Source organism: Micromonospora sp. WMMD964, assembly GCF_029581455.1.
Lineage (GTDB): Bacteria > Actinomycetota > Actinomycetes > Mycobacteriales > Micromonosporaceae > Micromonospora.
This window is the reverse complement of record NZ_CP120860.1, coordinates 439,464-458,933: the sequence shown is the minus strand read 5'-3', so window position 1 is coordinate 458,933 and position 19,470 is coordinate 439,464. Positions and strand designations below refer to the sequence as shown.

Below are 19,470 nucleotides of genomic sequence, written 5' to 3'. Positions count from 1 at the left end.
GTGACTGTCAGCGTCGCCCCGCGAACCGCTGCACCTGGTCGATCCCGCCCTCCACGATCAGCACCCCACCCTCGGTGAGGGCCGTGTCGTCCGAGGCGTACCGGAAACGCTCACCGGGCACCTTCGCGCCGATCACTCGTACCCCGGAACGTTCCTCCGGGCGCAGGTCGAGCAGGGTGCGCCCGACGAACGACTCCGGAACCCGGACGGTGGCGATCGCGAAGTCGTCGTCGAACTCGACGAAGTCCAGCAACCGGCTGACGATCAGGTGCGCCACCCGGTCGCCGGTCTCCGCCTCCGGAAAGATCACGTGGTGTGCGCCCACCGACGACAGGATCTTGGCGTGTTTCTGCGAGGTGGCCCGCGCCCAGATCTGCGGCACACCCAACTCGACCAACGCCAGCACGGTGAGGACGCTCGCCTCCACCGACGCCCCGATGGCCACCACCGCCCGGGCGAAACTGGCGACGCCGAGCTGACGGAGCGCCCCCTCCTCGGTCGAGTCGGCCTGAACCACCCGGTCGAGCTGGTCGGCAAAACGTTGCACCTGGGCCGGGTTGCGGTCGACGGCCAGCACCTCGCGGTCCATCCGGCTGAGCGACGCGGCCAGGTGGCAGCCGAAACGGCCCAACCCGATCACCACGATGCCGCCGCCGTCCGATCGTCTCGCGGACACCTCGACCCTCCTCACCTCTAACCGACAATTGGTTGTTCCTGGGGGTAGCGGTAGAGCCTGCGTCGGGTGTTCAGGGCGATCGCCGACCCCAGGGTGAGCGGCCCGACCCGGCCGATGAACATCAGCACGGTGAGCACCAGTTGCCCGCTGGTCGGCAGTTCGCCGGCCAGACCGATGGTGAGCCCGGTGGTGCTGAACGCGGAGGTGACCTCGAACAGGGCCGCGACGAACCGCACGCCCTCGGTGAGCAGCAGCAGGAGCATGGTCCCGGCCGTGACCAGCGCGACGCTGAGCAGGGCCACCGTGACGGCCTGCCGCTGGCTGGCGGTCGCCACCCGGCGGTGCCCGACCGTGACGTCCGGCTCGCCGCGCAGCTCCGCCCAGATCGTGAACCCGAGCAGGAAGAACGTGGACACTTTGATGCCCCCGGCCGTGCTGGCGCTGCCGCCGCCGATGAACATCAGCACGATCAGCAGCGGATAGGTCTCCTCCTGGAGTTCGGCGATGTTCAGCACGCTGAACCCGCCGGTGCGGCTCAACGCGATCTGCGTGAACGATGCGAGCGTCTTGCCTGCGGCGTCGTACGAGCCGATGGTGTTGGCGTTGGTCCACTCGGCGGCGAGCAGGCCGGCGAAGCCCAGCAGCAGCAGGACGAGGCTGCCCCAGATGGTCAACTTCGTGGCCACCACCCACCCCGCCGGCCTCCGCCACTCGCGGACGGCCTCGAACAGGGCGGGAAACCCGAGCCCGCCGACGATTCCACCGAACGCCAGCGGCAGCGACACCCACGGATCGCGGGAGAAGGCCAGTAGACCGTCGCTGTAGAGCGCGAATCCACAGTTGTTGAACGCCTGGACGGTGTGGAACACCCCCGACCAGAGGGCCCGGCCCGGCCGGTAGTCGTACGCCCACCAGAGCCGGCCGGCGACCAGCGCGGTCATCACCGCCTCGCAGGCGAAGACGGTCACCGCGATCCGACGCAGCAGGCGGGCCACGTCGGCGATCCCGAACTCCGCCGTCTCGGCCTGCACCAGAAGGCGGTTGCGCAGGCCCAGTTGGCGCGAGACCGCCAGGATGACCAGCGCCGCCGCGGTGAGGATGCCGAGACCGCCGAGCTGGGTGAGCAGGGTGATCACCACCAGCCCCGCACCGGACCAGTAGTTGGGGGTGTCGTTGATCGCCATTCCCGTCACCGACACCGCTGAGGTGGCGGTGAACAACGCGGTGACCAGGGGTGGGCGTTGGTGATCGACCGTTGCCCAGCGCGCCATCAGCAGCCCGGTGCCCAGCAGGATCGGCACCAGGAACCCCAGCGGCACCAGCCGCACGGGGTTGCGGAAGAACCAGCGCACCAGACAATCTTCCTTTTCCGGGCGAGCGCCGGAGCGGGAACGCCCATTCCGGAGATTCACCTCCCGGCCAGTCGCCGACAAACTCCCGGCCAATCACGGGCGGTCTGCTGACGGGCAACCCCCGACGACAGGAGACGGCGTTGCGACGTACCCTCTCGACCCTCGGCGTGGCCGGCGCGCTGCTCGCCGCCGCTGTGGCCGTGCCCACGATGGCCGCCGCCGAGCCCTCGACCGGAGCGGACCGCACCCGGGCGACCGACCGTCCGATCGTGATCGGTCACCGAGGCGCCAGCGGCTACCGGCCGGAGCACACCCTGGAGGCGTACCGGCTGGCGATCCGGATGGGCGCCGACTACATCGAGCCGGACCTGGTGTCGACAGCCGACGGCATCCTGGTCGCCCGGCACGAGAACGAGATCTCCGGCACCACCGACGTGTCGACCCACCCGGAATTCGCGGCCCGCAAGGCGACCAAGACCATCGACGGTGTCGCCGTGACCGGCTGGTTCACCGAGGACTTCACCCTGGCCGAGCTGAAGACGCTGCGAGCCAAGGAACGACTGCCGCAGGTACGGGTGGCGAACACCGCCTTCGACGGCCGCTTCGAGGTGCCGACCCTCCAGGAGGTCATCGACCTGGCCCGGACCGAGGGGCGGGCACGGGGCCGCACCATCGGCATCTACCCGGAGACCAAGCACCCGACTTACTTCACGTCGATCGGCAAGCCGTTGGAGGAGCCGCTGCTGAAGGTGCTGCGGCAGAACAAGCTGGACCGGAAGAACTCGCCGGTGTTCATCCAGTCGTTCGAGACGGCGAACCTGCGTCGGCTGAGCCGGCTCACCGACGTGAAGCTGGTGCAGCTACTCGACGCCACCGGCCGCCCGTACGACTTCACCGTCGCCGGTGACACCCGCGGCTACCAGGACCTCGTCACGCCGGCCGGGTTGAAGTGGATCGCCGGGTACGCCGACGGCATCGGCGCGAACAAGAACCTGCTGGTGCCCCGGAACGCGGCCGGGGCCCTGCTCGCCCCCACCACCGTCGTACGTGACGCGCACCGCGAGCGGCTGCTCGTGCACTCCTGGACGTTCCGCGCGGAGAACCAGTTCCTCCCCGTGGACTTCCGGATCGGCACCGACCCCAACGCTCGCGGCGACATCACCGCCGAGTACGAACTCTTCCTCGGCCTGGGCCTGGACGGCGTCTTCAGCGACCACCCGGACACCGCCGTCGCCGCCCGCGCCGGCCTCGCCTCCTGACCCCGGCCCGGAGCTGACCCGCTCCGAGCCGACCGCTGGGCCGATCACGCCCGGCCCACCCGCTGGCCCGTCGTCCGCCACCCGGACGGCGGGCCGGCGTTGTGCCCGCCCTGCCCTCGCCGCAGTGCCCTGCCCCGGATGCCTGGCGGCGTGATCGACTCCTGGTCGGCGATGTGGGGGTGTCCGCCGCTCGGGATGGCACCACCTCGTCGAGGTGGAGTCGATCATCGAACGGCTGAGCGGCGGATGGCGCGAGGAGACACACGTCGAGTGCGGTCCGTGGTGATTCGGGCCATCAGCGCCGATTGCTCTCCGGTGGGCGGGCGGCCCGTTGTAACCTCCGGCCACCTCATTCCCGTTACTTGTGTGTTTCCGCCACATAGCCCGTGGGTGACGTCACTTCTAGCGTGAGCCGACAACACAGCATCCTGTCCTCACCTGGAGTCGCGATGACGGTCCGGCACACGCGGCGGGCGTTCCTGTCCGCCGCCACGATGATGGCCGCGGCGCTGGCCGCCACGGCCTGTGGTAGCCCGCAGGACACCGCCACCGGCGGCGGCGACAGCGCCGCGCCGGTCAAGGTCGGCTTGGTGTACTCCCAGTCGGGTGCCCTGGCCAGCTACGGAAAGCAGTACATCGAGGGGTTCAAGGCCGGGCTCGACTTCGCCACGAAGGGCACCGGCAAGGTCGGCGACCGGAAGATCGAGTTGACCGAGGTCGACGACGCGGGTGACCCGGCCAAGGCGGTCTCCGCCGCGAAGGACCTGATCGGCAAGGGCACGAAGATCATCGCCGGTTCCACCGCCTCCGGCGTCGCGTTGCAGGTCGCGCCGATCGCGGCGCAGAACAAGGTCCTGTTCATCAGTGGGCCGGCCGCCACCGACGCGGTGACCGGCGCGAACAAGTACACGTTCCGTTCCGGCCGGCAGTCCTACCAGGACGTGGTGACCGCCAAGTCGTTCATCGGCGACCCGACCGGCAAGAAGGTGGTGGTCTTCGCGCAGGACGGCGCGTTCGGTGACGCCAACGAGGCGGCCGTCAAGGCCGTCATCGGCGGGGCGGGGGCCACCGTGAGCAGTGTCCGGGCGCCGGCGAGCGCCACCGAGTTCACCCCGTTCGCCAGCCAGATCAAGGCCGCCAAGCCGGACCTGCTCTTCGTGGCCTGGGCGGGCACCACCGCCCCGGCGATGTGGCAGACCCTCGACCAGCAGGGCGTGCTCGCGTCCACCACGGTCGTCACCGGCCTGGACATCCGTGCCTCCTGGCCGACCTTCGGGGCCGCCGGCACCAAGATCTCCTTCCTGTCGCACTACTTCGACGGTGCCAGCGACACCGAGGCCAGCAAGGCGCTCAAGGCGAAGGTCAACACCATCGACCTGTTCCACCCGGACGGCTTCGCGGCCGCGCAGATGGTGGTCCGGGCGGCACAGGAGGGCGGGGACGACGTCGACAAGATGGTCACCGCTCTGGAGGGCTGGAGCTTCGACGGGGTCAAGGGCAAGATGACCATCCGGGCCGCCGACCACGCGCTGCTCCAGCCGATGTTCCAGGCCAAGCTGACCGGCAGCGGCACCGAGTTCACGGCCACCGCGCAGAAGAGCCTCACCGGTGACGAGACCGCGCCACCGGCCGTGGCCATGAAGGGCTGAGCCATGCTCGCCACCCGCGGTCTGACCTGGCGGATCGGTGAGGTCGCCATCGTCGACAGCGTCTACCTCGACCTCGAGCCCGGGGAGTTCCTGGGCGTCATCGGGCCGAACGGCGCCGGCAAGACCTCACTGTTCAACCTGATCACCGGCCTGCGCCGGGCCACGGAGGGCCGGATCACCCTGGACGGGCAGGACATCGGGGCGCTTCCGCCGCACCGGCGGGCCCGCCTCGGGTTGGGCCGTACCTTCCAGGCGTCCTCGGTCTTCGGCTCGCTCAGCGTGCGGGAGAACGTCCGGCTCGCCGTGCAGGCGCACTGCGGGGGCTCGATGGCACTGTGGCGGCGGGCGGCGGCCGACCGGGAGGTCGCCGCCGCCGCCGACACGGCGCTCGACCGGGTCGGCCTCTCCCACCGGGGTACGGCGCTCGCCGGCACCCTGGCCCACGGCGAGAAGCGCAAGTTGGAGATCGCCCTGCTGCTCGCCGGTGAGCCCCGGGTGATGCTGCTGGACGAGCCGATGGCCGGGGTCAGCGCCGAGGACATCCCGGAGCTGGTCGCCGTCATCAAGTCACTGACCGGCGACAGCGGCCGGGCGGTGCTGATGGTCGAGCACCACATGGACGTCATCCTGGAGTTGGCCGACCGGATCGCCGTGATGCACCACGGCGCGCTGCTGGCCTGTGACACCCCGGAGACGGTGATGGCCAACCCCACCGTGCAAGAGGCCTACCTGGGGGAGTCGCTGTGAGCGCGAGGAGTGAGCCGGGTTTGCGAGCCCCGCAGTCGCGAACGGAGGCAGCGCTGTGAGCGAACCGATCCTCAGTGTGGAGGAGCTGTCGGTCCGGATCTCCGGGCTGCACATCCTCCAGGGGGTGTCCTTCACTGTCGCCCCGACCGGCGTGACGGTTCTGCTCGGCCGCAACGGCGTCGGCAAGACCACCACGTTGCGCGCCATCCTCGGGCTCACCCCGCCCGCCGGGGAGGTCCGCGGCACCATCCGGATGGGCGCGCAGAGTCTGCTGACCCAACCCACCCACCGGCTGGTCCGCGGTGGGCTCGGCTACGTGCCGGAGGACCGGGACGTGTTCGCCGGTCTCACCGTCGCCGAGAACCTCCGGCTCGCCGAACGGCGCGGCACCAGCCCGGCGTACGACAAGGTCTTCGCGCTCTTCCCGGAGCTGGACCGGCGCGGACGGCAACGGGCCGGCTCGCTCTCCGGCGGGCAGCAGCAGATGCTCGCGATCGGTCGGGTGCTGCTCAACGACAACCGGCTGCTGCTCGTGGACGAGCCGACGAAGGGGCTGGCGCCCAAGGTGGTGACCGAGGTGGCCGAGGTGCTGGAACGGGTCGCGGAGTCGGTGCCGGTGCTGCTCGTGGAGCAGAACCTCGCCGTCGTACGCCGACTGGCCCGCGACGCGGTGGTGCTGGCCGCCGGTCGGGTGGCCTGGACCGGCGACGCCAACGAGCTGCTGTTGGAGACGGCGTTGACCAAGTCACTGCTGGGTGTCGGCTCGGCGGAGGTGAAGCACTGATGGGGACCGTCATTCTCCTGGCGTTGACCGGGCTCGGCCTGGCGGCGCTGTACTTCCTGGTCGCCTCCGGCCTGTCCTTGGTCTTCGGTCTGGCCGACGTGCTCAACTTCGCGCACGGGCTGTTCCTCGGCGTCGGCGCGTACGGCACCTGGTGGGCGGCGGGCAACCTGCCCGGCGCGGGGCCCGACGGGTTCGGCTTCGTGCTGGCCGTCGCGTTCGGGGTGGCCGCCGGCACGCTGGTGGCGATCCTGGTCGAGCTGGTGCTGATCCGTCCGCTCTACTCCCGCACCATCGAGCAGGTGTTGGTCACCGTCGGCCTCTCGCTGGCCGGGGTGGCGCTGTTGCAGGCCACCTGGGGTGCGGACGCTCGACCGTTCCCGCGTCCGGACTGGACCCGGCAGGTGACCGGGATCCTGGGGGCACAGGTGCCGAACGGGGGCCTGCTGCTGATCATCGCGGCGGTGCTGGTGCTCGGCGCGATCCTGGCGTTCCTGCGCTGGACCCGGTACGGCCTGGTGATCCGCGCCGGGGTGGAGAACCGGGAGATGGTGACCGCGCTCGGCATCGACGTGCGGAAGGCGTTCACGCTGGTCTTCGCGATCGGCGGGGCGGCGGCGGCGCTCGCCGGGGCGCTCGGCGGCGTCTACTTCGGCACCGTCTCGCCCGGTCAGGGCAGCTCACTGCTGATCTTCGCGTTCATCGTGGTGGTGATCGGTGGGATGGGCTCGGTGGTCGGCTCCGCGTACGCGGCGGTCGTGGTCGGGCTGGTGCAGCAGTTCGTCAACTACTACGGCACGTCCGGGCTGGGTGACATCTGCGTGGTCGGGCTGCTGGCCGTGGTGCTGCTGCTGCGCCCGCAGGGCATCGCCGGAAAGGTGGCAACGGCATGACGGTGATCGACGCGCCTCCCGCGCAGGTGCCTGACGAACTGACCCCGCAGCGCGGGCGGTGGCACCGGTTCCGCCCGTTCCTGCCGCTCGTCGCGCTCGTCGTGCTGGCGGTCCTGCCGTACTCGACGATCTCGCTGCCGGGGATCTTCGAGGGGCCGGTCAACTCGCCCGGCACCCTGCAACTGCTCGCCATCTGCCTGATCTTCGGCGGGCTGGCGGCGGGTTACGACCTGCTCTTCGGCCGGACCGGGATGCTGTCCTTCGGGCACGCCCTGTACTTCGCCGCCGGCGTCTACGGCACCGACATCCTCGTCACCCGGGCCGGCCTGCCGCTGTGGCAGGCGGCCCTGCTGACCGTCACCGGCGGCACGATCCTCGCCGCGCTGCTCGGCGCGGTGGCGCTGCGGACCGTGGGCATCGCGTTCGCCATGGTCACATTGGCCTTCGCGCAGGTCGGGGCGATCCTGGTGGCCCGCGACTTCGGTGGCCTCACCGGCGGTGAGGAGGGACTGCCGCTGGACGTGTCCGGGCTGCCCGCCGGGCTGGTCGGGGTGACCAACACCGTCAACCTGTACTGGCTGGCGCTGGCGTACCTGACGCTCGTGGTCTTCGTGGTGCACCGGGTGAGCGGGTCGCCGACCGGTCGGGTGCTCGCCGGGCTGCGCGACGACGAACGGCGGATCGGCGTGCTCGGGTTGGACCCGTACCGCTACAAGCTTGTCGCGTTCACCCTGGCCGGTGGGTTGGCGTCGACGGGTGGGGTGGTCTACGTCCTGATCGTCGGCGGCGCGTCGCCGCACATCACGTCCTCCGAGCTGACCCTGTCGCTGCTGGTCATGGTCGTGCTCGGCGGGCCGGGCACCCGGTGGGGGCCGGTGCTCGGCGGTGTCCTCTACATGTACCTGGACCACCGGCTCACCGCCTTCGGCACCAGCGACGCCGTCGACAACCTGCCGGCCGTCCTCAGTCACCCGTTGAGCCAGCCGCTGTTCGTCCTGGGCACGGTCTTCATCCTGGCCGTCTACTTCTTCCCCGGCGGCCTGGCGGGCCTGGCCCCCCGCGTAGCCCACCTGACCCGAGCCCTCCGCCCCCGCCGCTGACCCCGCCCCCGCCCCCGCCCCCGCGCCTGACCATGTTGATCAAGAGGTTTGCGTCAGGATACGGCCGAACGATGACGCAAACCTCTTGATCAACAGGGATTGGGCGGCGGCCCCCCGTGTGGCCGCCGCCCGCCCGTATGGGTCAGCCGTTGAGCATCTCGTACGCCATGGCCGGGGCCTTGGTGGCGGCGCTGCCGGTGGGGACGGTGATCTTCGGTGCGGTGCCGTAGTCGGTGTAGTTGACGACGTAGTCGTACGCCTTCGCCTTGCCGGCGGCGGGGATCTTCAACGTCAGCGAGGTCAGGCGCTTCTCCTCGTCGACGACCGCGGTGAACGGCACCGTCTTACCGGCTTCGCCGAGTGCCGCCGCCTCGCCGTCGTCCAGCACCTCGGCCGCGTTGCCAGCGCTCACGTCGACGACACCGACGTACTGGCCGGGGCTCTGCTCCTGGACCGAGGTGGCCGCCTCGATGAGCGGACCGGCGTTGCCCTGGTCGGCGCTGTCGTAGGCCGGGATGGTGTCGCTGCCGGTCAGCTTCGTGCGGTCCAGCTTCATCCACTTGTCCGGGAACTTCGGCAGGCCCGGCTTGCCGCTGAACTTCGCCTTCAGCCACGCCTCCTCGCCGATGAGTAGGAACGACATCTTCGTGGTGATGCCGTCGGAGCCCGGCGCGCCGGTGATGCTGAGTTCGACAGCCTTCGACGCGGGGTCGACCCGACCGGTGTGCGTGTTGGTGGAGTCCTTCCCACTGAACTGGAACGTCCCCTCGGTGCCGTCCGGGACGGCGTCGAGGAGCGCCCGCTTCGGATCGACCGTCGGGCTGGCGCTCGGGCCGCTCCGCGGTGCCGCGGCGGGCTCGTCCTTCGGCCCGCAACCGCCGAGGAGGGTGGTCGCGGCCAGTACGGCGGCGATCGTGCCGACCGTCCGTCCGAAGGTGCCGGCGGTGCCCGTTGCCTGTGTCATCGCATGTCTCTTTCTCGCTGCGTGGCTTCTGCCGATGACGATGTTGCGGACCATCACGGCCGTCCGGCTGCCGATATGCTGCCGTCCGGCTGCCGGGCACTGCCGTCCGGTGCACACGGGGGTGTCAGGAGCGGAAACTCGCATGTCAGGACAGCTGCGTTTCGAGATCCTCGGGCCTCAGCGGGCCTGGTATTCCGACCGGGAGATCGACCTCGGTCCGGGCAAACAGCGCGCGGTGCTGACCGTGCTGCTGCTTTCCGCGGGCCGTCCGGTGTCCACCGGGCAGATCATCGAGGCGGTCTGGCCGGAGGATCCGCCCGCGAACGGCCCCAACGTCGTGCAGAAGTACGTCGCCGGGCTACGCCGGGTGCTGGAGCCGGACCGTTCGCCGCGTACCCCCGGGCAGGTGTTGGGCCTGACCGATGCCGGTTATCTGCTCCGCGTGGATCCGGACGCGCTCGACGCGGTCCGTTTCCAACGGGGCATCCACCGCGCCCGGCAGCGGCGGGCCGAGGGCCGTGCCACCGAGGCACTGACCGAGCTGGCCACCGCCCTGGCGCTCTGGCAGGGCGAGCCGTTCAGCGGCTTCACCGGGCCTCCCCTGGAGGCGGCCCGGCAACGGTTGGTCGAGCTGCGGGCCGTCGGGTTGGAGACCCGGGCCGACCTGATGCTGGATCTCGGCCGGCACCGGGAGATGGTCGGGGAGTTGGTGGAGTTGGTGGCCGAGTTCCCGGTCCGGGAACGACTGCGGCACCAGCTCATGCTGGCGCTCTATCGCAGTGGGCGGCAGGCGGAGGCGCTCGCGGCCTACCGGGAGTTCGGTGACCTGCTCCGGGAGGAGCACGGCATCGGACCGGGCGAGCCGCTCCAGGAACTGCACCGGCGCATCCTCCGCTCCGACCCGACCCTCGTGGTGGCGGAGCCGCCGGGTGAGCCGGAGTCGCCCCGCCCCCTACCGACCCCCAGCCCACCCGCACCGATCAGCCCACCGGCGCCGACCAGCCCGCCCGCGCCGACGAACCCGGCCGCGCCGGCCAGCCCGCCCGCGCCGACGAACCCGCCCGCGCCGACCAGCCCGCCCGCGCCGACGAACCCGGCCGCGCCGGCCAGCCCGCCCGCGCCGCCTGGCCTGACCGGCCCGATGCCCGTCCCGCAGCCTGTCCCGTCTCCGCCCTGGGCGCCCAGGGACCGGCACTCATCCCGGGACACCTCGGCGCACTCGGTGCCGCGCTGGCTGAGTGTCACCTCGACGATCGTCGGCACCCTCACCGCCGTGTTCTCCTTCGGTCTCCTCACCTGGTTGGTGGTGCTGGTCTACGCCAGTTGGCGGCGGAGCTGGCGCAACGGGCTCTTCGCCGTGGGGTACCTGGCGCTGTCGGTCACCTTCATCGGCGTACTCGGTAGCGGCGACTCGGAGGAGGTGACCGACGCCGAGGGTGTCCTGATCCTGGCCTGGCTGCTCGGCTGGTTGCTCGGCGTCCTGCACACGATCCTGCTCAACGGTGCGATCTGGTCGGCCCTCACGAACCGGATCGGGGGGTCGGCCGAGCCGGTGGTCGACGACCGTCGGGTCCGCCGCGAGCAGGCCCGCTACCTGCTGTACCACTACCCGGCGGCGCGGCAGGAGCTGCACATCGGCCGACCCGACCTGCCCCGCACCTTCGACGACGGTGGCCTGGTGGATGTCAACGCGGTCCAGGAACGGACGATCGCCGAGCTGCCCGGGGTCACCGCCGGGCAGGCGCGGCAGGTGGTGATGGACCGTTGGCTTCGTGGGCCGTTCGGCTCGATGGAGGACCTGGCTGCCCGCTGCCTCCTCCCACCGGCGCTCACTGATTCCCTGCGCGAGCTGCTCATCTTCCTTCCCCCGCCGGCCGTGCCCGCCCCACCCACGGCCGCACCCGGCCGGGTCGAGTGAGGCGACCGGCACAGGGCGCGACGGGCCGGACCGTCCGCCACTGCTGGTAGAAATGCCGGATGAGCCACGATCGAGCGGCGGTACGGGAGCGGGCCGAGGCGGTGCTGCGCCGGCTCGCCGGTGACCATGCCCGGCTGCGCGAGGACCAGTGGCGGGCCATCGAGGCGCTCGTCGTCGACCGGCGGCGGGTGCTCTGCGTGCAGCGCACCGGTTGGGGCAAGTCGGCTGTCTACTTCGTGGCGACAGCGCTGCTGAGGGACGGCGGGGAGCACGGCCCCACGGTGATCGTGTCGCCGTTGCTGGCGTTGATGCGCAACCAGGTCGAGGCGGCCGCCCGGGCGGGCATCCGGGCCCGCACGATCAACTCGGCGAACCTCGACGAGTGGGACGAGATCACCGCCGAGATCCAGTCCGGGGCCGTCGACGTGCTGCTGATCAGCCCGGAACGGCTCAACAACCCGGACTTCCGCGACGGCGTACTGCCCAAGCTGGCCGCGACCACCGGGCTGCTGGTGGTCGACGAGGCGCACTGCGTCTCCGACTGGGGGCACGACTTCCGGCCGGACTACCGGCGGCTGCGCACGTTCCTCGCCGAGCTGCCCGAGCGCACGCCGGTGCTGGCCACCACCGCCACCGCCAACTCCCGGGTCACCCAGGACGTCGCCGAGCAGTTGGGCGACGCCCTCGTCCTGCGCGGGACCCTGGACCGCGAGTCGCTGCGCCTCGGGGTGCTCGACCTGCCCAGCCCGGCGCACCGGTTGGCCTGGCTCGCCGACCATCTGGACCAGCTGCCCGGCTCCGGCATCATCTACACGCTGACCGTGGCGGCAGCGGGGGAGACGGCCGAGTTCCTGCGTTCCCGGGGCTACCCGGTGGCGTCGTACACCGGGCAGGCCGACGACGCCGACCGGCGGGCCGCGGAGCAGGACCTGCTCGACAACAAGATCAAGGCGTTGGTCGCCACCAGCGCGCTCGGCATGGGCTTCGACAAGCCCGACCTGGGCTTCGTCGTGCACCTCGGCGCACCGCCCTCGCCCATCGCGTACTACCAGCAGGTCGGCCGCGCCGGTCGCGCCGTGGAGCACGCCGAGGTGTTGCTGCTGCCCGGCGTCGAGGACGCCGCGATCTGGCGATACTTCGCCTCCCTGGCCTTCCCACCGGAGCAGCAGGTCCGGGCCGTGCTGGCCGCCCTGCAGACCGACCGCCCGCTCTCCACCCAGGCCCTCGAACCCCTCGTCGACCTGCGCCGGGCCCGCCTGGAACTGATGCTCAAGGTTCTCGACGTGGACGGCGCGGTCCGTCGGGTGCGCGGTGGCTGGCTCGCCACCGGCGAGCCCTGGACCTACGACGAGGCCCGGTTGCGCCGCGTCGCCGAGGCGCGCACCGTCGAGCAACAGGCCATGCGGGAGTACGCGACCACGTCCGACTGCCGGATGCGGTATCTACGGGAACGCCTGGACGACACCGGGGCGGTCGACTGCGGCCGCTGCGACAGGTGCGCCGAGCCCCTCTTCGCCGCCGACGTGTCGACGGCCGCTCTCGCCGCCGCGCAGACCTTCCTGGGCCGACCCGGTGTGGAGATCGCCCCGAAGAAGCTCTGGCCGACCGGGCTCGACGCGGTGGGCGTACCGCTCAAGGGCCGGATCGCCCCCGCGGAGCAGGCCCTGCCGGGCCGGGCCGTCGGGCGTCTCTCCGACCTGGGTTGGGGTGGTCGACTGCGGGATCTCGTCGGCCCGGAGGCGGCCGACACGCCGGTGCCCGACGACGTGGCCGCGGCCGTGGTGGAGGTGCTGAAGGCGTGGGCGCACGGCGACGACCCGTGGCCCCGCCGTCCGGTGGCCGTGGTCGCGGTCGGCTCCCGGCGGCGGCCCCGGCTGGTCGGGTCGCTCGCCGAGCGGATCTCCGCCGTGGGCCGGCTGCCGCTCCTCGGGCAGGTCACACCGGCCGGTGCGGGCGGCCCAGGCGGGCCGCGCGGCAACAGCGCCCAACGGGTACGCGCGCTGCACGACACCTTCACCGTGCCGACCGAGCTGGCCGACGCGCTGGCCGGCCTGGACGGCCCGGTGCTGCTCGTCGACGACCTGATCGACTCGGGTTGGACGATGACGCTCGTGGCGCGGGCACTGCGCCGGGCCGGTGCACCGGACGTGCTCCCGCTCGCCCTGGCCGTCGCCGGGTGACCCGCGCGGCGGCTCGCTTCGGTGCCGGTCGGTGGACAAGTCCCCGCGTAGCGGCTCGGTGATCGCGCGGTGGTGTGGTGGTCGCGCGGCGGCTCGCTCAGGTGCCGGTCGTGGAGAAGTTCCCGGGCGGCGTCGAATGCGATGGTCGCCACGCCGTCCGGGCGTCGGTCCGGGTCGGCCCGGCGCGACGGTACCGTGGGCGGCATGACCGACCAGCAGCCCGACACCCGCGCCGTCGCGGGCCGGACCGCCGCCGACCAGGCGGTTCACGTGCTGGGCGTCGGCGGTGCCTGACCAGGTCTCCGCCGCGCCGGTGCCTGACGAGGTCTCGGCCGCGCCGCTGCCTGACGAGGTCTCGGCCGCGCCAGACCGGGCCACACTCCGGCTGGCACTGGTGGTCGGCGGGCTGGTGCTGGCGGTCCTGCTCGGTTTCGGCCTCGGCCGGCTGAACGAGGGCGGCACCACCACCGGCGCGCCTTCGCCGGCCGCCGAACACACCGACCCACCCGGCGTCGGCCCGCACAACCACGGCGCCGCCACGGGCACCGACCAGGGCGCGCCCACCGAGCCGGGTGGCCTGGCGGTCAGCTCGGCCGGGCTCACCCTGGTGCCGTCGTCCACCGAGTTCGCGGCCGGTCGCCCCGGACAGCTCCGCTTCCAGGTACGCGACGTGCAACGCCGACCGGTCACCCGCTTCGCCGTCGTGCACGACAAACCGATGCACCTCATCGTCGTCCGCCGGGACCTGACCGGCTACCAGCACCTGCACCCGACCATGGCGGCCGACGGCACCTGGTCGGTGCCGTTGACCCTGGCGCAGCCCGGCGTCTGGCGCGCGTACGCCGACTTCACAGTCGTCGCGGACAACGGCGCGCAGACCGCGGTGACCCTCGGCACGGACCTGGTCGTGCCGGGTGACTACCAACCCCGTCCGCTGCCGGAGCCGGCCACCTCGACGACTGTCGAGGGGTTCGCGGTCGGCTACCAGGGCACCCCGCAGGCCGGGACGACGGTGCCCCTGACCTTCCGAATCGACGGCGCGGACGGTGCCGCCCGGCTGGAGCGTTACCTCGGTGCGTACGGGCACCTGGTGGCACTGCGCGAGGGGGACCTCGGCTACCTGCACGTGCACCCGGAGCCGGAACTGGTCGACGGCCAGGTCAAGTTCTGGCTGACCGTCCCCGGCCCGGGTCGCTACCGCCTCTACCTCGACTTCCAGGTGGGCCCCACCGTCCACACGGCCGAGTTCACCCAAACCGTCCCCTAAAGCCCGCTGGGCGCCTCCCCAGCCCCGGCCCCGTTGGGAGTCGGAGTCGTGTCGGTCATCCCTGACGTCGTGCCTGCCGGCACCGGAGTGTTCTTCACCGGGAGATCCGCGCAACATCGGGGATGTTGCTGTGTCCCGCGTGTCTGAGGCAGCAACATCGCCGATGTTGTGAGGATCTTGGGCGCGGGGCGCGGGGCGCGGGGCGCGGGGCGCGGGGCGCGGGGCGCGGGGCGCGGGGCGCGGGGCGCGGGGCGCGGGGCGCGGGGCGCGGGGGTTAGCCGGCGCGGCGGATGGGGCGGCGGGCGAGGTAGCGGAGCAGGTCCCGGATGTGGTGCTTCTCCTCGGCGGGGACCGTGGGGTCGGCCAGCCGATCCAGGATGGCGCGGACGTCCGCCTCGACCGGGCCGTCGTCGTGGCGTCGTCGGGGCGTGGGGCCGGCGTCGGGTAGCCCGAGCGCGCGGAAGGCTGCCGCGACCGGAAGATCCAGTGCGGCGCAGAAGCCGCGCACCTTGGCGAGTTCGGGATAGTCCTGCCAGTCACCCGCGAGCCAGCGGAACACGGTGGAGCGACCGACGCCCGTGTGCGAGGCAAGATCGGTCACGGTCCAGCCACGCTCGTCGCGGGCGTCATCGATGGCGCGCCGGACGAAGCGGGCGAAGGCCATCTGCGGTGATACGTCGGCTGATGCCATCCCTGTGTGACTTTCCCTCCTGCCGGAGCACGGGACGATGCGCCTTCCGAGGGTAGTACGCCCAGCGGCGGAAACAATTGACTGACCGCACAAACTGTCCCGTGGATGAGACTTTTCTCCGGCAGCATGATGCGGACCGGAACCTGCATCGAGCGATCATCATCGTTGTTCCACTAAGCTCGGTGCCCGTCCCGGCCTGGCGTCCTTCGCCTGCCGACGTCCGACCGCACCACCGCCGAGGAGCACCATGGCCGACCCGAGCCGCCCCCAGCCGTACCAGCCCGGTGCGGTGAGTCTCTTCTTCGTCGCCAAGGCCGGCGTCTTCGCTGCCGGGTTCTGGATCTGGCTGCTGGTCCTGGTGCTCCGCACCGGTTCCGCGACCGGTCTGCACGTGTTGGCCGCCACCGGCGCGATCACCACGACGCTTGTCGGTGTCGTGCTGGGTGCCCGGATGGCGTTGCAACACAACGCGGCCACCCGGCACGCCGAGGTCAAGAAGCTGCTGGTGGACATCTCCTGGAACGCCTTCGCGGCGGCCGGCAACGCCGAGAGCGCGGGCAAGGTCGTTCCGTTCCCGACCGCCCCGGGGGACAACCATCGGTCCGGCACCGACCGGGTGTCCGTCCTCGACGGCGGCGCCCGCGACCGTAGCGACCGCCGCCGTTAGGGGCTGCGTTCCCAGGGGCTGTTTCACAAGAGCCGGCGGGCCCGGACGACGCCCGGTGGCGTTGCGGTCGCGTCGGGATACGACACCGGTTTCCGAACGCGACCGCGTCTTGCCGGATCGCCGCCCGGACTCCGCCTCGGTTCGCCCGCCCCTATGAACTCGGCTCGACCGCCCTTATGTAACAGCCCCTACTCGCCGGAGAGCAGGGTCTCCAGCCGAGGTGTGACCTGCCACTGGTCGACCAGCTCGCGGTACTCCGCCCGCTGCGCCTCGGTCTGCCCACCACCGGTACGACGGGCACGGATCAGCAGGTTGCGCGGCGTGTGCTGGGAGTCCACGAACTCCACCACCTCGGCCCGGTATCCGTGGACTCGCAGCAATCCGGCGCGCAGCGCGTCGGTGAGCACGTCGGCGAAGCGCTCACGCAGGATGCCCTGCCGGGTCAGCAGCTCGTACGGGGACGGGGTCGGCTGGGCGCGGAGCTGCTTCGCCAGGTCGTGGTGGCAGCACGGGGCGGCCAGCACCCAGCGGGCGTCCCAACGCACCGCGCGGGCCAGCGCCTCGTCGGTGGCGGTGTCGCAGGCGTGCAGTGCCAGCACCAGGTCGGGTGCGGGGTCGACGACGGCGTCGGCGATGGTGCCGGCCACGAAGCTGACCTGGTCGGCCCAGCCCAACCGTTGTGCCAGCTCGGTGTTGCGCTGCCGCTGGTCCTCGCGGACGTCCACGCCGACCAGGTGCACGTCCAACCCTCGACCGGTCAGGTAGCGGTACGCGGCGAACGTCAGGTAGGCGTTGCCGCAGCCCAGGTCGACGACCCGCAGCGGGCCGGTCAGGTCGTCGGGCAGGGTCGCGGCCAAAGCCCGCAGGAACGCGTCCACCTGGCGGCGTTTGGCCGCCGAGCCGCCGATCTCGGCGAAGATCGGGTCGCCCGGGTCCAGCAGGTAATCCTTGGCCCGGTCGTTTCCGCTGGGCGTGGCCGCGACGCGGGTGGTAGCGGCCCGGTGTACCTGCGCCTCGCCGGACTTGGTCACCCGCAGTTGCAGCGTCGCGTCGGCAGTCTCCACGTGCCAGTTACCGAACGGCTCGGCCAACAGTTCGTCGACCGCCACGGCGGCCTCCGCGCCGGGGGCGACGTTGCGGGTGTACGGGCGAGCGCCGTCCGACGTGGCGATCTGGATGCGGGGCCCGGCCTTGAGCGTCACCGGCCGCAGTTCGGCCCGAACCACGGAGGGGCGGTGGCCCCGGCGTCGTCCGGCGGCGACCGCCCGGGTCAGCGCGGGGTCGAGTAGCAGCGCCCGGACCTCGGTCAGGGCGGCGTCCAGTGGTTCCGGCATCGTTCCATCTTCGGCAGGCGGGGTGGGAAGGGAACATCCCCCGTACCGCGCGGGGCGGTGCGGGGGATGTCAGGTGTGGCAGTCGGTCAGTCGGCGGTCGCCTCGGCCGGCGTACCCGCACCGGAACCGCCACCACGGCGACGCCGGCGGCGACGGGGCTTCGACGGCTCGCCGTCGGATGCGGCGGCCGGCTCGGTCGCACCGGGCTCGGCGGCGATCACCGTGGTCGCCTCGCCCGCGACCACCTCGCCGGCCCGGCGGCGACGCCGGCGGCGGGGGGTACGGGTGCCTTCGTCGGCGGCGTCGCCGGCGGGTGCCTCGGCGGTGGTCGCGGTGTCGGCGTCGGAGCGGCCGCGACGGCTGTCACCTCGACCACGGCGCTCGCCACGGCCCTCACCGCGACGGGAGCCCCGACCGCCGCCGTCACCCCGACGGGAGCGGGTCGTGCCACCCAGGTCCTCTTCGATCTCGGCGGCCAGCCCGGCCCGGGTGCGCTCGGCCGTGGGCAGCGTGCCGCTGACCTCGGTGGAGATGTGCAGGTCGGTGTAGAGGTGCGGCGACGTGTGGTACGTCTCCGGCGGCTCCGGCATCTCCAGACCGAGGGTCTTGTCGATGATGCGCCAGCGCGGCATGTCGTCCCAGTCGACGAAGGTCACCGCGACACCCGTCGCGCCGGCCCGGCCGGTACGACCGATCCGGTGGGTGTAGGTGTCCTGGTCTTCGGGGCAGTCGTAGTTGATCACGTGGGTGACGCCGGTGACGTCCAACCCTCGGGCCGCCACGTCGGTGGCGACCAGAATGTCGATCTTGCCGGCGCGGAAGGCGCGTAGGGCGCGCTCACGAGCACCCTGGCCGAGGTCACCGTGCACCGCGGCGACCGCGAACCCGCGGAAGTCGAGGTCCTCGGCAACCCGGTCGGCGGCCCGCTTGGTACGGGTGAAGATCATGGTCAGCCCTCGCCCCTCCGCCTGGAGGATGCGCGCCACCACCTCGACCTTGTTCATCGAGTGGGTGCGGTAGACGAGCTGCTGGGTCTGCGGCGACGGGCCGGTCTCGGCGGTGTGCCCGGCGTGGATCGTCATCGGCTGGCGCAGGAAGCGCCGGGACAGGGTGACGATCGGGTCCGGCATGGTGGCCGAGAAGAGCATCGTCTGCCGGTCTTCCGGAAGCATCGCGAGGATCTTCTCGACGTCGTCGAGGAAGCCCAGGTCGAGCATCCGGTCGGCCTCGTCCAGGACGAGCGCGTGCACCCGGTCCAGACGGAGGTGCTTCTGCTTCTGCAGGTCCATCAACCGGCCGGGGGTGCCGACCAGGATCTCCACGCCCTTGCGCAGCGCGTCGATCTGGGGCTCGTACGCCACGCCGCCGTAGATCGGCAGCACCCGGACGCCGCGCGTCCGGCCGGCGGCGGCCAGGTCCTTGGCGACCTGGATGCCCAGCTCACGGGTGGGAACGACGACCAGCGCCTGCGGGACGCCGTCGCCTCCCTCGCCCGGCGCGAAAACCCGATCCAACAGGGGTACGCCGAAGCCGAGGGTCTTACCGGTGCCGGTGGGCGCCTGGCCGATCAGGTCGACGCCGCGCAGCGCGATCGGGATCGCGTACTCCTGGATGGCGAAGGCGCGGGTGATGCCGGCCGCGGCCAGGGCCTCGACGGTCTCGGCACGGGCGCCGAGTGCGGCGAACGTGGGGGCCTCCGGTCGAACCGGGGCGGTGGGGGCCAGTTCCTGGCCGTCCATCAGATCTTGAGTCAACTCGCTCATCTGGATGTGGGGGTGCCCTCTCGTGGGTGCGCCCGTCATGTCCTCAGGGCGCGTTCGGTATGACGCGGGCCACACGGTCGGCGGCAGACTGCCGAGCCGGACCGGGCCGCACGCGCGCCGCGGGCTGAGCTTCGATCAGATCGGCGCCCACGGCAACTGCTCCATGCTACCTGAACAGGCATGCCCCCGTCCCGATTCCCATCCGGCCATTCGCCACGCGGGGCAAGTA

Annotated in this window: 16 protein-coding genes; 10 read left to right on the top strand and 6 right to left on the bottom strand. The window is 71.8% G+C overall.

What is annotated here, in order from left to right:
- Positions 1-7 precede the first annotated feature (7 nt).
- Together O7616_RS02145 and O7616_RS02140 are read right to left on the bottom strand one after the other, a co-directional pair.
- Positions 8-676 carry a TrkA family potassium uptake protein gene (locus O7616_RS02145; protein ID WP_282305387.1) on the bottom strand — a complete coding sequence of 223 codons (669 nt, stop codon included), beginning with the start codon at positions 674-676 and terminating at the stop codon, positions 8-10.
- Positions 677-693: 17 nt separating this feature from the next.
- Entirely contained in the window at positions 694-2,028 is a 1,335-nt protein-coding gene (locus O7616_RS02140; RefSeq protein ID WP_282305386.1) for a potassium transporter TrkG, read from the bottom strand.
- 140 nt (positions 2,029-2,168) lie between these two features.
- Between O7616_RS02140 and O7616_RS02135 the strand changes: the two genes are divergently transcribed.
- From O7616_RS02135 to O7616_RS02110, 6 genes are all read left to right on the top strand, one after another.
- Positions 2,169-3,287, top strand: a complete 1,119-nt coding sequence (locus tag O7616_RS02135) for a glycerophosphodiester phosphodiesterase (protein WP_282305385.1) — start codon at positions 2,169-2,171, stop codon at positions 3,285-3,287.
- Positions 3,288-3,736: 449 nt separating this feature from the next.
- Complete coding sequence (locus tag O7616_RS02130) at positions 3,737-4,936, top strand: substrate-binding domain-containing protein (RefSeq protein WP_282264399.1); 1,200 nt, start codon at positions 3,737-3,739, stop codon at positions 4,934-4,936.
- A gap of 3 nt (positions 4,937-4,939) precedes the next feature.
- Positions 4,940-5,683 (top strand): ABC transporter ATP-binding protein, encoded by a 744-nt coding sequence (locus tag O7616_RS02125; protein WP_282305384.1) that lies wholly within the window; start codon positions 4,940-4,942, stop codon positions 5,681-5,683.
- 55 nt (positions 5,684-5,738) lie between these two features.
- Positions 5,739-6,467: an ABC transporter ATP-binding protein gene (locus tag O7616_RS02120; RefSeq protein WP_282305383.1), complete on the top strand. Its 729-nt coding sequence runs from the start codon at positions 5,739-5,741 to the stop codon at positions 6,465-6,467.
- The gene (locus tag O7616_RS02115; RefSeq protein WP_088987511.1) at positions 6,467-7,357 is read left to right on the top strand and encodes a branched-chain amino acid ABC transporter permease; all 891 of its coding nucleotides are present in this window, start codon (positions 6,467-6,469) and stop codon (positions 7,355-7,357) included. Before O7616_RS02120 ends, O7616_RS02115 begins: the two co-directional genes overlap by 1 nt.
- Positions 7,354-8,457: a branched-chain amino acid ABC transporter permease gene (locus O7616_RS02110; protein ID WP_282305382.1), complete on the top strand. Its 1,104-nt coding sequence runs from the start codon at positions 7,354-7,356 to the stop codon at positions 8,455-8,457. The genes O7616_RS02115 and O7616_RS02110 overlap by 4 nt, the downstream gene beginning before the upstream one ends.
- Positions 8,458-8,599: 142 nt before the next feature.
- Here O7616_RS02110 and O7616_RS02105 read toward each other — a convergent pair whose 3' ends face one another.
- The gene (locus tag O7616_RS02105; protein WP_282305381.1) at positions 8,600-9,421 is read right to left on the bottom strand and encodes a hypothetical protein; all 822 of its coding nucleotides are present in this window, start codon (positions 9,419-9,421) and stop codon (positions 8,600-8,602) included.
- Positions 9,422-9,563: 142 nt separating this feature from the next.
- On the opposite strand from O7616_RS02105, the gene O7616_RS02100 reads away from it, so the two are divergent.
- From O7616_RS02100 to O7616_RS02090, 3 genes are all read left to right on the top strand, one after another.
- Positions 9,564-11,339 (top strand): AfsR/SARP family transcriptional regulator, encoded by a 1,776-nt coding sequence (locus O7616_RS02100; RefSeq protein WP_282305380.1) that lies wholly within the window; start codon positions 9,564-9,566, stop codon positions 11,337-11,339.
- Between the two features lie 59 nt (positions 11,340-11,398).
- Entirely contained in the window at positions 11,399-13,519 is a 2,121-nt protein-coding gene (locus O7616_RS02095; protein ID WP_282305379.1) for a RecQ family ATP-dependent DNA helicase, read from the top strand.
- A gap of 340 nt (positions 13,520-13,859) precedes the next feature.
- Positions 13,860-14,786, top strand: coding sequence for a hypothetical protein (locus O7616_RS02090; RefSeq protein WP_282307503.1), 927 nt, complete (start codon positions 13,860-13,862; stop codon positions 14,784-14,786).
- 274 nt (positions 14,787-15,060) lie between these two features.
- Here the strand turns inward: O7616_RS02090 and O7616_RS02085 are convergent, their stop codons facing one another.
- Entirely contained in the window at positions 15,061-15,477 is a 417-nt protein-coding gene (locus O7616_RS02085) for a helix-turn-helix domain-containing protein (protein ID WP_088987517.1), read from the bottom strand.
- A gap of 247 nt (positions 15,478-15,724) precedes the next feature.
- On the opposite strand from O7616_RS02085, the gene O7616_RS02080 reads away from it, so the two are divergent.
- Positions 15,725-16,144 (top strand): hypothetical protein, encoded by a 420-nt coding sequence (locus O7616_RS02080; RefSeq protein WP_282305378.1) that lies wholly within the window; start codon positions 15,725-15,727, stop codon positions 16,142-16,144.
- Between the two features lie 188 nt (positions 16,145-16,332).
- Here the strand turns inward: O7616_RS02080 and O7616_RS02075 are convergent, their stop codons facing one another.
- Complete coding sequence (locus O7616_RS02075; RefSeq protein WP_282264416.1) at positions 16,333-17,478, bottom strand: SAM-dependent methyltransferase; 1,146 nt, start codon at positions 17,476-17,478, stop codon at positions 16,333-16,335.
- Between the two features lie 86 nt (positions 17,479-17,564).
- Complete coding sequence (locus O7616_RS02070) at positions 17,565-19,241, bottom strand: DEAD/DEAH box helicase (protein WP_282264418.1); 1,677 nt, start codon at positions 19,239-19,241, stop codon at positions 17,565-17,567.
- Positions 19,242-19,470: the final 229 nt, after the last annotated feature.

Excerpts from the sequence above, each read along its gene's own strand:
- O7616_RS02130 (WP_282264399.1), top strand. The coding sequence starts at position 3,737 with ATGACGGTCCGGCACACGCGGCGGGCGTTCCTGTCCGCCGCCACGATG.
- O7616_RS02125 (WP_282305384.1), top strand. The coding sequence starts at position 4,940 with ATGCTCGCCACCCGCGGTCTGACCTGGCGGATCGGTGAGGTCGCCATC.
- O7616_RS02115 (WP_088987511.1), top strand. The coding sequence starts at position 6,467 with ATGGGGACCGTCATTCTCCTGGCGTTGACCGGGCTCGGCCTGGCGGCG.
- O7616_RS02110 (WP_282305382.1), top strand. The coding sequence starts at position 7,354 with ATGACGGTGATCGACGCGCCTCCCGCGCAGGTGCCTGACGAACTGACC.
- O7616_RS02105 (WP_282305381.1), bottom strand. The coding sequence starts at position 9,421 with ATGACACAGGCAACGGGCACCGCCGGCACCTTCGGACGGACGGTCGGC.
- O7616_RS02100 (WP_282305380.1), top strand. The coding sequence starts at position 9,564 with ATGTCAGGACAGCTGCGTTTCGAGATCCTCGGGCCTCAGCGGGCCTGG.
- O7616_RS02095 (WP_282305379.1), top strand. The coding sequence starts at position 11,399 with ATGAGCCACGATCGAGCGGCGGTACGGGAGCGGGCCGAGGCGGTGCTG.
- O7616_RS02085 (WP_088987517.1), bottom strand. The coding sequence starts at position 15,477 with ATGGCATCAGCCGACGTATCACCGCAGATGGCCTTCGCCCGCTTCGTC.
- O7616_RS02080 (WP_282305378.1), top strand. The coding sequence starts at position 15,725 with ATGGCCGACCCGAGCCGCCCCCAGCCGTACCAGCCCGGTGCGGTGAGT.
- O7616_RS02075 (WP_282264416.1), bottom strand. The coding sequence starts at position 17,478 with ATGCCGGAACCACTGGACGCCGCCCTGACCGAGGTCCGGGCGCTGCTA.
- O7616_RS02070 (WP_282264418.1), bottom strand. The coding sequence starts at position 19,241 with ATGAGCGAGTTGACTCAAGATCTGATGGACGGCCAGGAACTGGCCCCC.